This window comes from Gordonia sp. NPDC058843 (assembly GCF_042743165.1).
Classification (GTDB): domain Bacteria; phylum Actinomycetota; class Actinomycetes; order Mycobacteriales; family Mycobacteriaceae; genus Gordonia.
The window spans coordinates 16,594-29,445 of record NZ_JBHYNC010000023.1; the positions used below are offsets into that span (position 1 = coordinate 16,594).

A 12,852-nucleotide genomic window follows, 5' to 3' on the forward strand; every position below is an offset into this window, starting at 1 on the left:
CAGCGTGGACCTTCGGCGTCGTGTCCCAGAACGTGGTGCATGACGTCGTTGTTACCACTCGCGCGGCCGAGGTCGTGGCATCTCGGGCAGGTGGACGAGGTCGCGGCGGGCGGACCACGTAGTGGATCACGTGGTGTCCACGCTGTGGCCACCCACCGCTCCGGCGCACTGTGATGCAAGCCATATCGGGCTTCTACTGAGAGGTAAGGCATGACCATCACATCACCGCTCGTCACGGAGATCTCGGCGTTCTCGGACGTGGACTACGTGGCGCGTGCTCACAGCGTCGCCCGCATCGTCGAGTCCGAGGCCGACGCCATCGAGTCGGCGGCGACGATCACCAGACCGGTCGTCGATGCACTCACCGAGAGCAATCTGTTCTGGATGCTGATCCCGACCGAGTGGGGTGGAGGCGGTCTCGACATCGTCACCGCATTCCGGATCATCCAGGAGATCTCGCGGGCGGACGGCTCGACCGGGTGGGCGTTCATGGCCAACACGTGCAGCATGGCGGTCGCCGCCGGGTTCATGTCCGATGCCGGTGCCGCCGAGCTGTTCACCGAACCCACGCGCGCGGTCACCGCGGGCATGGTCGTGCCCACCGGACGCGGCGTCCGGGTGGACGGCGGCTACCGCGTGAGCGGTCGCTTCCAGTTCGCCAGCGGGTCGGCCCATGCGACACACATCGGCGCGGGATTCGTCGTCCACGACGAGGCCGGGAATCCGGTCCTCGACGCAACGGGGCAACCGGAGTGCCGCATCTCCTTCCTTCCGCGCGAGAAGGTCGAGTTCCTCGGCAACTGGAGCGTGATGGGGATGGTCGGCACCGGGTCCTACGACTACGTGGTGGACGACCAGTTCGTTCCGGAACGCCACACGATGGAGACCTTCTCGACCGTTCCGGTCCGCCCCGAACCGGTCTACCAGCTGGGATTGCTCGGCATCGGTGTCGGCGGACACGCACCGGTCGCCCTCGGCCTGGCCGAACGCGCTCTGCAGGAGATCGCCGACATCACGGCGAGCAAGATGCGTCCCGGATACGACGGTCCGGTCGGCGACTCGGATCTCTTCCGCCTCGACTTCGCCCGCAACGAGGCGCTCTTCCGCGCCGCGTCCGCGTTCGTCTACGAGGTCTACGGCGACGCCGAGGCCACCGCGGCAGCCGGTCGCGAGATCACCGACACCCAGCGCGCGCGGATGCGTCAGGCCGCGACGTGGAGCCAGGAAGTCGCGGCGACGGTCGTCGACTTCGCGCACCGTTGGGCAGGCAGCGCAACGGTGCGGACGCCCAGTGCACTCGGTCGGTGCGTGCGCGACGCTGCGGTCGCCACTCAGCACGCGCTGATCGACCGCATGACCCTCGTCGAGGCGGCTCCCGCCCTCATCCCCGCCTACCGCAACCGCGGCGCCTGATCGCGCCGCCCACATCGTTCATCCACAGGAAGAGAGAAACATCATGGGAAATCTCGAGGGACGCGTCGCACTGGTCACCGGAGCGGCACGGGGACAGGGCCGTTCACACGCGGCCCGGCTCGCGGACGAAGGCGCCGACGTGATCATCGTCGACATCTGCGAGAAGCTCGGCACCACCGCTTACCGGGGCAGTACACGCGAGGAGCTCGACGAGACCGCGCGACTGGTCGAGAAGGCCGGTCGCCGTGCGCATATCGCGGTGGCAGATGTACGCGATCTCGGCGCCTTGCAGACCGCGGTGCGCGAAGGCGTCGCAGAACTGGGCCGCCTCGACATCGTGGTCGCCAATGCGGGCATCTTCTCGTCGGCTCCGCTGCACGAACTCACCGAAGAACAGTGGAACGAGATGATCGACATCAACCTCAGTGGCGTGTGGAAGACCCTCCGCGCCGCCGTGCCGACACTCATCGAACAGGGGGAGGGCGGTTCGATCATCCTGATCAGCTCCACCGGCGGCCTGCAGGGCTTCCCCAACTTCGCGCACTACGTCGCCGCGAAACACGGGGTCACCGGTCTCGCCCGCACGGCCGCCAACGAGCTCGGCGCCCACAAGATCCGCTGCAACTCCATCCATCCCACCTCGGTGCTCACCGACATGATCGATCACGAGGCGATGTACAAGCTGTTCCGGCCCGACCTCGACACGCCGACCCGGGAGGACTTCCGCGAGGCATGTCAGAGCGGGATGAACCTGCTCCCCACCCCGTGGCTCGAGCCGAACGACATCTCCGACGCAGTCGTGTGGCTCGCGTCGGACGCGGCCCGGTTCGTCACCGGCGTCGCACTGCCCATCGACGCCGGCGCGCTGGAAAAGGTCTGATCAGACGCTCCCCACGGCCCCACGACGATTCGTCCACATCGTCGTGGGGCCGTGCCGGTCGCCGCTCACCGAGACGAGCTCGGCACGGCGTCCGACGCCCATCTTGCGCAGAACGTGTTCGACGTGGCCTTCGACCGTCCGCACCGACAGCACGAGCTGTTCGGCGATCTGCCGGTTGGTCATCCCCGCCATCACCAGATCGGCGACCTCCCGCTCCCGTGGCGAGAGAGCATCGCGCGGATCGGTGTCCTCGTCCGGCGTCGCCGGGTCCTGGTCCACCCCGAACACGAAGGCGTACAACTCCGCCGTGGACATCGACCGGCCACGCCGCCAGGCCACCTCGAACGAGGCGTCGGACATCTGCGCGTGGGTTGCCGAAAGCGCCTTGCCACGCAACGAGATCCAGTGATCGGAACCGTACAGCTGCTGGCCGACCAGATCCCACAGCGTCGAGGCCGCGCCCAGCAGGACCGCCGCCCTGCTCCCCTGACCCTCCGAGGCGTACGACCATCCGAGAAGATCCGTCATCAGCGTGGTCCCGATCGCGTCGTCGAACACGCGGTGGATCCGCAACGCCTCGGTCGCCGAAGCGATCGCGGTCGCGTGGTCCCCGGCGATCCACGCGGTCAGCCCGATACCGTACGTCGCGTAGGTCAGGAACCAGGACTCTCCCACCGAGGTCGCCGACTCGTGGGCCGACCTGAACAGTGCCTCCGCCCCCGCCACATCCAGCATCGCCGCCGCCAGCATCCCCTGGTGCACGCGCAGGGTCGCCAGGAGCTCGGCGCTCCCCGTGTGGCGCCGGTACTCCGCCTCGGCTGCGTCGAACAGCTCTGCGGCCGTGTCGAAGTCGCCACTGAACAGCGCGCGGAGACCTGACGTGTGAAGGGAAAACGCCCAGGTCTCGACATCGTTGTGGGCGCGTGCCAGTTCAGCGGCGCGCCGCAGGGTGAACTCGGCCGCGTCGCGGTCGCCCTGCAGGGTCTGGATCAGGCCCAGCGTGGCGAGCAACCGGCCGACGGTCCCGCGGTCGAGTTCCGACAGGCTCAACAACTGGTTGATCCATGCTCGTTGCTCACGGATCGAGATCCCGCATGCCCAGAGGAACTTCGCCGCTCCCAGGGCGGTGGCGACGTCGCCCAGCCGCCCGCGCAGCGCGGGATCACCCAGCGCCGACTGGACGGCGGCGCGAAGATTCGCGCGGTTGCGCCGGACCAGAGCTGCCAGGTCCACCTGTTCGGCACTGAACCACCGTGCGGCACAGTCGGTGATGGTCCGCAGCGCCCAGTCCAACACGCGGGTCCGCAGGGCATGCTGCTGCGCCGGCGTGAGCCGTCCGGCCCCGTACTCCCGGATCGACTCCAGCATCCGGAACCGGACCCGCCCGTCGACCGTGTCGCGAAGGACGACGGACTTCGAGACCAGCGCCGACATCGAGTCGACGATGTCGGCGCTTCCGTCCCCGCGGCAGACCTGCGTGACCGCGTCGAGCTCGAACCCGTCGGCGAACACCGACAGGCTCGCCCACAGCTGCTGCTCGTCGGGGCTGCACAGTTCATAGCTCCAGTCGATGGTCGCCTGCAGGCTGCGGTGTCGGGTGGTCCGGTCGCGGGTTCCACTGCTGAGCGCGAGGACCCGATTGTCGAGCAACTCGGCCAACTCGCGCAAGCTCAGCACCGTCAGCCGCGAACACGCCAACTCGATCGCCAGGGGGATCCCGTCGAGCCGCTCGCAGATCCGTCGGACGTCGTCCCGGTTGTCCTCGTCCAGACCGAAGCCCGACAACACGGCCTCGGCCCGGTGCGCGAACAGTTCCAGCGCACCGGATTGCGAGCCGTCGCCGGTGGGCAGCGGCGCCAGCCGATACACATACTCGCCGGGGATGGACAACACCTCCCGCGACGTCGCGAGGATGCGGACACTGGTGGTCTCTTCGGCCAGCCTCGCCACCAGCCGGGCAGCGCTGTCGATGACGTGCTCACAGTTGTCGAGGATGAGCAGCATCCGGCGGTGCGCCAGGAACGACACCAGCGTGTCCTCGATGGAGGCGGTGTGCGCATCCCGCCCCTCCAGGCCGAGGGCATCGCAGATGACCTGCGCGAGCATGGAACTGTCCCGGCTGACCGCGAAACTCACGAACCTGACACCGTCGGGGAACGCGCGCCGGAACTCCGTCGCCGCCTCGGTCGCCAGCCGGGTCTTGCCGATCCCGCCCGGACCGGCGAGGGTCACCACCCGATGCCGGCCGAGCAGGGCCCGCAATTCGCGCAGCTCGTCGCGTCGGCCCACGAAAGTCGTTGTCTGCTGGGGCAACACCGTGCCGACGAGGTCGGTCACGCGTCGCGCGGCGGCGATCTCCTCGCGGAGGGACCGTACCCGACGCGACAACACCGTGCGGCTGTGATCCCACTCCAGTTGCCGGGCGAGCTCGGCAACCGTGATGTCCGGTGAGCCGAGGAGCAGCTGTCGAATCCGATCGTCCACGTCGTCTGCCACCGAACCGCGTGTCCGGCGCCGATCGGCGGGCGGGGTCGGCATCGACAACGCCCTCCGCACGGTGTTGCGCGACATCCCGAGACGCTCGGCCATCGCCTTGATCGATTCACCCTCGTCATGGCAGCGGCGGATCTCGACCCATTCGTCGACATTCACGGCACCCCCCTCTCGATGAGATGTAGATCACTGTCCGCTATTGCGAGAGTCATGCGCAACCTGGGGGGTCAACTTGTGTCAGCACGTCACGCGCGACAGGTGGGCCGGACCGTACCCACACCCGTAGCGGGTCTCCGAACTGCGGTTATGCGTCGGTGAAGCCGGTGTCTCCGACCACGGCCGAGGACACGTAGTCGGACGGTTCTGCTAAATACCCCGACACGGTCACAGTGATGGGCACCACACCACAACCGTGAACGAGAGGACTCCTGAGATGAGCCAACAGAATGCCGACGCCCTGAAGAACGCCTTCGCCGCTGCCGACGCCGGGGATCCCGGACCCCTGGTCGCGTTGTACGACGACGCGATGACGTGGGCCGGCTTCACCCTCGAGGGATCGCAGCGCCTCTACACCAAGGCCGAGTTCCTCGAGGCGTTCGGAGTCCTCGCCAAGCTCGACGAATCGCGCAACGAGGTGATCGCCACCGAGGTGCACGGCGACGAACTGGTGACCGCGAACGTGCGCGCCTACCGCCGGCTCGGCGACCAGGAACTCGACATCACGATGGTGATGACGCACCGTTTCGTCGACGGCAAGGTCACCCACGGCACCGATGTGGTCCCCTCGTCGTTCGAGAAGTTCTGGGCCGACGCCGGAATCACGGGGTGAGGTCGTGACCTCGGTGATGACCGCACCGACGGCGGGCGACTCGCGGGCGGCGCTGCGTGCGCTGGCCTGCGGGCGGCCGGTCGTCGGCGTCGACGACGTGTACGGCGGCGGTTGCGATCTGATGCTCCTCGCGGAGTGCGCGGACGTGCTCTCGATCGCTTCGATGGTCCGGCTCGGTTCGGGCCTGCTCTTCGTCACCGTCGACCCCGACACCGCGGTGCGCCTCCACCTCCCACCGATGACCTGGCAGCACAGCCCCACCGGCATCGGGCGGTTGTGCGTGGCAGTGGATGCCGCGGACGGCACCACGACCGGAATCTCGGCGCACGACCGCGCCACCACGATCCGGACCCTGGCGTCCGCCGACGCGACGCCGGCGTCGTTCACCAGACCCGGACATGTGGTCCCGGTGCTGACCGGTGATCAATGGGATGCGCCGGACCGTTCCACACGGATCGCCCGGCTCGGCGGTGTCGCCGTCGGCGCATCCGATTCCGCACCGTCGCCGAGCATCGCCTTCTGCGCTCTCACCTCGACCTTCGATCCGACGCGGATCGCCACCACCGTCGAGGACGCCGCGGCCCTCGGACTGCCCGTCCTCCTCCATTCCGAGGTGTTCTGACACCCCGTTCCGGCCGCGCCCGCCCCGGCAAGCCATCTCTCCCCAGGAGCTGATCCGATGTCTCTCACCCCCATGTCTGTCTCCCCTGTCGACCTGAGCGCGACGTTCCGCGACGCGATGGCACACGTCTGCGCGCCTGTCAGCGTCATCACCACCATGGACGGCGACCGGCCCCACGGGACGACCGTGAGTGCCGTCATGTCCCTGTCCATGGATCCGCTCCTCGTCGCGGTGGCTCTTGCAGAGTCCTCGGCGTGCCTGCGCCACATCCGGGCGGCGGGCACGTTCGGGGTCAACATCCTCGACTCGGCGCAGGAGGACGTGGCGATGCGCTTCGCGACCAAGGGCGACGACAAGTTCGACGCGGTCGACTGGAGTCTGTCGGCAGACGTCCCGCGGATCACCGGCGCCGCGGTGTGGACCGCGTGCACGCTGGCCGGCGTCGCCGAGGGCGGCGATCACACGATCCTGATCGGCTCGGTCGTCGACGTCGAGACCCGTGCGGGCGCGGCACCTCTGACCTATCACGGGCGGCGCTTCGGCACGCACGTCCCACTTGCCGAGGCCCGCCGATGACGACGGCATCAGCGGACCGATCCAGGGCGGCCCTCGCGACCCACGCACTCGGCGACATTCCGCGCCGGAGTGCGGCCCGCTGGCCGCACCGCACCGCGATCGTGCACCGTGACACGGCCCTGACGTTCGCCGACCTCGACCATCGGGTCGACGCGGCCGCCGCGTATCTGTGGTCGTCGGGGGTGCACACGGGCGACCGCGTGATGCTTCTCAGCCACAACTGCTGGGAGTTCCCGGTCCTCGTCTTCGCCGCGGCACGCATCGGGGCCATCGCCGTGCCGGTCAACTTCTCGCTCACCGCAGGCGAACTGGCGTTTCTCATCGACGACAGCACCCCGACACTCGTGGTGGCCGAGGACTCGCTGACGGCGGTGGTCGACGACGCGCTGACACGGACATCGCATCGGCCGTCGGTATTGAGCGCCATCACGCTCGGGGATGCGGCACCCTCCACCGCGTGGACGAATCTCGCATCCGAACTGGATCGTCCCCGTCAGGCTGCCCCGGAGATCGTGGTCGACGACGATCTCCCGATCCGGATCATGTACACCTCCGGTACCGAGTCACGGCCCAAGGGAGTCCTCCACTCGAGCCGGACACTGATGTGGCAGTACATGTCCTGCATCAGCTCGGGCGGCATGGAAGCCGACGACGTCGAGGTCCACGCACTCCCCCTCTACCACTGCGCACAGCTCGACAACTTCCTCATCACCGACATCATGCTCGGAGCGCGCAGCATCATCCTCGATCGTCCCGACCCCGTCGCGATGCTCGAAGCCGTGGAACGACACCGGGCCACGAATGTGTTCTGTCCGCCGACAGTCTGGGTTGCGCTGGTCTCGCTGCTGCGCGATGGCCAGCGGGACGTCACGTCGCTGCGGAAGGGCTACTACGGCGCGTCCGCCCTACCGATCGAGATCCTCCGCGAACTACGCAGACTCCTACCCGACCTGCGGCTGTGGAACTTCTACGGACAGACCGAGATGGGTTCGCTCGCAACGGTGCTGCCACCTGAACAGCAGGATTCGCGCCCGGGCTCGGCGGGCGTCGCCGCCCTCAACGTGACCACAGCCATCGTCGACGACGCCAACCGATCACTGGGCCCGGGGGAGGTCGGCGAAATCGTGCACCGGAGTCCACAGGTCACCCTCGGCTATCACAACCGCCCCGACGCCACCGCGGAGGCGTTCGCCGGTGGCTGGTTCCACTCCGGAGACCTCGGCTACTTCGACGACGACGGTTACCTCTGGGTGGTCGACCGCAAGAAGGACATGATCAAGACCGGTGGCGAGAACGTATCCAGCCGGGAGGTCGAGGAAGCGCTGTTCGAACTCGCCGGGATTCGCGAGGCCGCTGTCTACGGTGTGCCGCATGAGAGGTGGATCGAGGCGGTTGCCGCGACCGTGGTCCCGGCTGAGGGTGCCGCACTCGACCCCGACCGCGTGATCGAGGCCTGCCGTGGCATTCTCGCGCCGTACAAGGTGCCGAAGTACGTGGTGCTGGCGACGGAACTGCCGAAGAATCCCAGTGGCAAGATCCTCAAACGCACTTTGCGAGAAGAGTTCGCCCAGCGTCGCTGACGGCACCGCGCACAGCTCAGCCGTATCCGGCCGCCCGAAGCGCAGCGAGCAGTTGGGAACGCGAACCGGCGTCGAGCCTCCGCCGGATCCGGGCGACGTGATGCTCGACGGTCTTTGCCGAGATGTACAGGCGCTCACCGATTTCTCGATAGGTGTATCCCTGCAGCAGCTCTCGGGCCACTTCGGCCTCGCGATCGGTGAGGGGACCACCGACCGGCTGCGCGCGCCGGAGCTCCTCGCCCGCCGAACGCGCAGCGTCGAGTAGTCCCGCCGCCGTGGCCGGGTCGCCGGCGCGGGATGCCGCCGCACCTGCCAGACGAGCTGCCTCCCAGTTCGATCCGGCGCCGCGGAGGGCGTCGACCGCGGCGGACACACCGTCGACGGCGACGGATCCTGCCCGATCGAAAGCGAGCGCAACCCAGACGCGCGCACCGGTTGCCAGGGCCGTCGCGATCGGACTGCGCGCGGCCGCGGACTCGAGCCGATCGAGCCGATCGTCGGCGGCGGCCCCGTCCCCGGCGAGGATCGCCGCCTGCACACCGGCGAACTGCCACGGCGCCGACCAGGCGGCCGGGGAATCCAACCCGGCGAGCAGTCGATCCGCAGCCCCGACGTGGCGCGCGATGACCCGTGTCTGACCCACTCGGGCGGCGGCCTGCCAGAACTCCGCGAGGGGCCGGAGCATGTAGAGGTCCACCTCGGTAGCGGCGAGCACCGCGAGTCCGGGTTCCCAGAGTGCCGTCAGGGCCGGGACGTCGCCGTTACGACGCGCGAGACCGAGGCGGACGGCGTGGACGCGAAAGCGTTCGGGCATGCCGGCCGGATCCTCCGTGGGCAGGAGCCGGGCAGCGGCGTCGACGTCACCGGTCGCCAGGGCGATCTCCGCGTCGAGGAGGTCCTCGATCGGGCCATGGGCCAGGGCTCTGACCGTCCGTGCCGCAACGACATTGCCGTCATCGCATGCCAGACTCGTGGCGGCATACAGGGTTCGGGCCGCCGTCGGGTCGGTCCGGCCGGAGTCGGTCGCGCAGAGCCCTCTGACGACGGCATCGACGGCATCGCCGGAACCCATCGTGCCGGTGTCGTCGACCGAGGCTAGCAACCCGCGCACTGTCATCGATCGTGCGGCTCGGCTCCCGACGGGTGGGTGGCCGCGGTCCGCGTCGGCGACCGCGAGAGCTGCCCGGCGATCCCCCACCGCGATCAGGGCGATGACGGCCGGCAATGCCTCGGCGGCAGCGACTTCCGGACCCAGCCACCGGTACAGGTCGGCGGCGTGGGAGGCGAGCCCGCGGTGGTGCGCGACGGTCGCCGCGACCCCGACCCACCGGACGACTCCCGGGTCGGTCGCCGCGGCGGTCTCCAGCCGGCGGTCGGCGACCAGACCGGCACCGTCGACGTCACCGGAGGCGAGAGCGCGTTGCGCCATCAGGAGTCGGATATCGTCGCGGCCCGGTTCCACACGGTCGGCTGCCCGGAGCAGGACCACCGCGCGGGCGGCTGTCGTCTCGGCCGCGCCGGCGAGCAAGGTGTCGACTATGCGCGGGTCCGCGACGCCTGCCTCGGCCGCGAGCAGCGCGTCGTCGGCGGTGAGGTGCGTCGCGCGGAGGCGCGTGACCGCGGACCGTCGACGAAGTTCGTCGATCCGCTTCTCTCCCAATATCTCTCGCAGGGGTTCGAGAGCGGCGGAAACAAAGGTGTCGGCACCGCGGAGCAGTCCGGAACCCCGCGCCCGGTCGAGCGCCTCGATCGCGGCGTCCCGGTCGGCGCCCGCGACCTCGGCGATACTGTCGGGATCGAGAGGCGCACGCACCGATGCCAGGGCCAGTATCGCAAGTGTCAGCGGGTCCAGACGACGGAGCAGTCGATGGTGTCGTTCGCGCGCAACGTGTTCGGCGATCGCGACCTCGTCGACCGGGTCGCCACCCGCGGCGTCCGACGCCGCCTCCCGGATTGCGACGAGGGCGGCGTCGACCACGGCGCGTGCCCCACCGCAGCGCCTGCGGATGAGGGAGGCGGTCGTCGGCGCGAGGGTCAGGCCGGCGCCTGCGGCCCGGCTCAACACCTCGGCAGTACCCACCGGGTCGAGCTCGAGCGTCGCGCCGGACAGCCGGGCACGCGCGATCAGCGGGCCGGTGTGCCGAGGCGCGTCGCGTGGTTCGGTCGTGGCGATCAGTCCGATTCTGCCGGCCTCGAGCATCGCCGTCGCCGACTCGATCGCGTCGCCTGGCCAGGTGTGGATGTCGTCGGCAAGGACGAGCAGTGGCCTGCCGGGGGTGGCCGCGTCGCCTACCGGCAGGCCGACGCTCACCGGGACACCGCGGCGACGCAGCTGCTCGTGGACGGTGTTCAACAACGCCGACCGACCACTACCGGGAGTGCCGATCACGAATGCACACAACGGGATCCCGGATTGAGCGCGATCGAGGACGCCGTTCACCCACGTCGAGGCGGGCGAGGCGGCGGTGGGCTCCCGACGGTCGCCGACCGTCGGGCTGGAGGAGGTCACCTGTCCGGCCCCGCCCGTCAGCAGACGACGCCGGTGACGCCGCAGAGCACCTGGCCGGTGCCGTCGAGTACGCGGCCGGGCAGCTCCAGCACTCGGCCGGGGGTTCCACCGCCTGTCCCCCCGCCCGAACCACCGCCGGTGCCCGGATCGGGGACCTCTGGCTCAGCCGGCGGATTCTGGTCGGGTACCGACGGTGTGCCGGGGTTGTACGGCGCCGAAGGCGCTCCCGGGGCTGGAGCGGGCGCTGGGGCGGGCGCCGGACGCCCGGACGTCGAGCCGGTTGCGGGGGCGCCTGCCGTCGTCCGGCGCGGGGTGTCGGTTCCGGTCGCGGTGCCCGGCGCGCGAGTGACCGTGGCGGGGTCCGCGGCGGTGCCGGGGCGCGCACCCGTCGACGTCGTACCCGGTGCGTTTCCGGGGTTCTGCGACGAGGTGGCCGTTGTCGTCGCGGCGCCCGCGGGCGGTGGCGTCGATTCACCGACGGACCCGACGAGACCCGTACCGACGGACAACCCGGTCGCGGTGACCAGGGCCAGTGCCGCGGCGCCGAGGGTGATCAGCGTGCCGCGCTTCCGTCGGGACAGCCGCGGGGCCGGCTCGGTGACCGGCGTCCGGGGAGCCGGGACGATCTCCCGCAGGGGGCGGTCGTCCGGTGTGGACGCGACCAGCCGGGCCGTCTCGGCGGCAGCGGGCAGGGGTGTCGCGGACACGGCGGCGGCGAGTGCCGCCGAGGCGAGCAGGGCGCCGCCGGCGGCAGAGGCCGTCGCGGGTTCGGGGTCGTGGACGACCGGCACGCGGACTGTCGAGGACAGCAGCTCGGTCACGAGCGGGATCGCCGCACCGCCACCACCGAGAAGGATCGCGGAGACCCCGGACGGGCCGAATCCGTTCGCGTCGACGTCCGCGGCGGCGAGCGCCTCCCGGACGAGCGCCACCGACTCCATCAGCGGGCCGCGCAGCAGATCCTCGATGTCGTCGCGGACGAGGCGGGCCTCGGTGGCCACCTCCCCGACCCGGACGTCGACGACGGTGTCGGTGTCCACCGAGAGCGATTCCTTGGCGTGCCGGCACTCGTTCCGGAGGCGATTCAGGTCGTCGACGACGGCGGCGCTCCGACCGGGATCGGCGAGGGCCGCTTCGACGGTGGCGTCGGTTCCGGTCACGCTGAGTGTCTGGCCGAGCAGCAGGCGATCGAACTCGTTGCCGCTCACGGTGTCCAGATGCAGCGGCCGGCCGATCTCGCGGGACTCGTCGCCGGTGGCGAGCACCGTGACGGTGACACCGGAGGCACCAAGGTCGTAGGCGACCACGATGCCGCCGGCGAAAGCCCCCTCACTGTGCTCCGCGGCCGCGAGCAATGCACGTGATTCCGGAACCCAGTCGACGGACTCCGCAGACGCCGCCTCCCGACGATCGGCGAGCGCGGACCGGGCCTCGTCGACCGCCTGCACGGACCAGGTGTCGGGATGCACGACGGTCAACCGCACGTCGGCGCCCGGTGGCAGCTCGAGACGGCCGACCAGTTCGGTGACCGCGGCGGCGTGGATGTCGGCGGCGGCACGGGTGCGTCCGTGATCATCGAGCATGGGAACCGGGTCACCGACCCGCGCGACGAAGTCGCCGGCACCCGCGAGCGCCGCGGTCTCCACCGAGACCGTGCCCTCCCAGGACTGCTCCGATGCGGCGACAGCGACACTGTTCACCGACCCGATCTTCACACCGATCCCGATGGCCATGGTGGTCCACTCCTGTTCGCACCTGCAGACGGTGGTCGATGACGGGCGCCTGCCACCCCGGTGGCGCGGGCAGACCGTCGATGTCACGTGCCCCGGTCCGCGGACGGTGCACTTCATCCAGTGTGTCGCGGATGACCACCCCGGCGTTAGCCCTGACCGGCGATTAGGGGGAAAGTCCCGATCCCCCTATCCCCGGGCACCGATCCCCTATGCCCGC

General features: G+C 69.8%; 9 protein-coding genes. 6 read left to right on the forward strand and 3 right to left on the reverse strand.

Features of this window, described 5'->3' with window-relative positions; genetic code table 11:
* Nucleotides 1-210: 210 nt before the first annotated feature.
* Both ACFW3F_RS15750 and ACFW3F_RS15755 read left to right on the forward strand, forming a co-directional pair.
* The gene (locus ACFW3F_RS15750) at nt 211-1,413 is read left to right on the forward strand and encodes an acyl-CoA dehydrogenase family protein (RefSeq protein WP_388058895.1); all 1,203 of its coding nucleotides are present in this window, start codon (nt 211-213) and stop codon (nt 1,411-1,413) included.
* Between the two features lie 43 nt (nt 1,414-1,456).
* Nucleotides 1,457-2,293 (forward strand): mycofactocin-coupled SDR family oxidoreductase, encoded by an 837-nt coding sequence (locus ACFW3F_RS15755; RefSeq protein ID WP_388058897.1) that lies wholly within the window; start codon nt 1,457-1,459, stop codon nt 2,291-2,293.
* Here ACFW3F_RS15755 and ACFW3F_RS15760 read toward each other — a convergent pair whose 3' ends face one another.
* Nucleotides 2,294-4,945: an ATP-binding protein gene (locus ACFW3F_RS15760; protein WP_388058899.1), complete on the reverse strand. Its 2,652-nt coding sequence runs from the start codon at nt 4,943-4,945 to the stop codon at nt 2,294-2,296.
* A gap of 274 nt (nt 4,946-5,219) precedes the next feature.
* On the opposite strand from ACFW3F_RS15760, the gene ACFW3F_RS15765 reads away from it, so the two are divergent.
* Genes ACFW3F_RS15765 through ACFW3F_RS15780 form a run of 4 tightly spaced genes read left to right on the forward strand, consistent with a single transcriptional unit; the run spans nt 5,220 to nt 8,393 of the window.
* Complete coding sequence (locus ACFW3F_RS15765; RefSeq protein ID WP_388058901.1) at nt 5,220-5,615, forward strand: nuclear transport factor 2 family protein; 396 nt, start codon at nt 5,220-5,222, stop codon at nt 5,613-5,615.
* A 4-nt stretch (nt 5,616-5,619) separates the two neighbouring features.
* Nucleotides 5,620-6,237, forward strand: a complete 618-nt coding sequence (locus ACFW3F_RS15770) for a 3,4-dihydroxy-2-butanone-4-phosphate synthase (protein ID WP_388058903.1) — start codon at nt 5,620-5,622, stop codon at nt 6,235-6,237.
* A 57-nt stretch (nt 6,238-6,294) separates the two neighbouring features.
* Nucleotides 6,295-6,813: a flavin reductase family protein gene (locus ACFW3F_RS15775; protein WP_388058905.1), complete on the forward strand. Its 519-nt coding sequence runs from the start codon at nt 6,295-6,297 to the stop codon at nt 6,811-6,813.
* Complete coding sequence (locus ACFW3F_RS15780; protein WP_388058907.1) at nt 6,810-8,393, forward strand: fatty acyl-CoA synthetase; 1,584 nt, start codon at nt 6,810-6,812, stop codon at nt 8,391-8,393. The genes ACFW3F_RS15775 and ACFW3F_RS15780 overlap by 4 nt, the downstream gene beginning before the upstream one ends.
* A 16-nt stretch (nt 8,394-8,409) precedes the next feature.
* Here ACFW3F_RS15780 and ACFW3F_RS15785 read toward each other — a convergent pair whose 3' ends face one another.
* Together ACFW3F_RS15785 and ACFW3F_RS15790 are read right to left on the reverse strand one after the other, a co-directional pair.
* The gene (locus ACFW3F_RS15785) at nt 8,410-10,902 is read right to left on the reverse strand and encodes a LuxR C-terminal-related transcriptional regulator (RefSeq protein WP_388058909.1); all 2,493 of its coding nucleotides are present in this window, start codon (nt 10,900-10,902) and stop codon (nt 8,410-8,412) included.
* 17 nt (nt 10,903-10,919) lie between these two features.
* Nucleotides 10,920-12,635, reverse strand: a complete 1,716-nt coding sequence (locus ACFW3F_RS15790) for an Hsp70 family protein (protein WP_388058911.1) — start codon at nt 12,633-12,635, stop codon at nt 10,920-10,922.
* Nucleotides 12,636-12,852: the final 217 nt, after the last annotated feature.

Bases quoted from the DNA above. Each gene is read 5' to 3' on its own strand.
- ACFW3F_RS15750 (WP_388058895.1), top strand. From the start codon at position 211: ATGACCATCACATCACCGCTCGTCACGGAGATCTCGGCGTTCTCGGAC.
- ACFW3F_RS15755 (WP_388058897.1), top strand. From the start codon at position 1,457: ATGGGAAATCTCGAGGGACGCGTCGCACTGGTCACCGGAGCGGCACGG.
- ACFW3F_RS15765 (WP_388058901.1), top strand. From the start codon at position 5,220: ATGAGCCAACAGAATGCCGACGCCCTGAAGAACGCCTTCGCCGCTGCC.
- ACFW3F_RS15775 (WP_388058905.1), top strand. From the start codon at position 6,295: ATGTCTCTCACCCCCATGTCTGTCTCCCCTGTCGACCTGAGCGCGACG.
- ACFW3F_RS15780 (WP_388058907.1), top strand. From the start codon at position 6,810: ATGACGACGGCATCAGCGGACCGATCCAGGGCGGCCCTCGCGACCCAC.
- ACFW3F_RS15790 (WP_388058911.1), bottom strand. From the start codon at position 12,635: ATGGCCATCGGGATCGGTGTGAAGATCGGGTCGGTGAACAGTGTCGCT.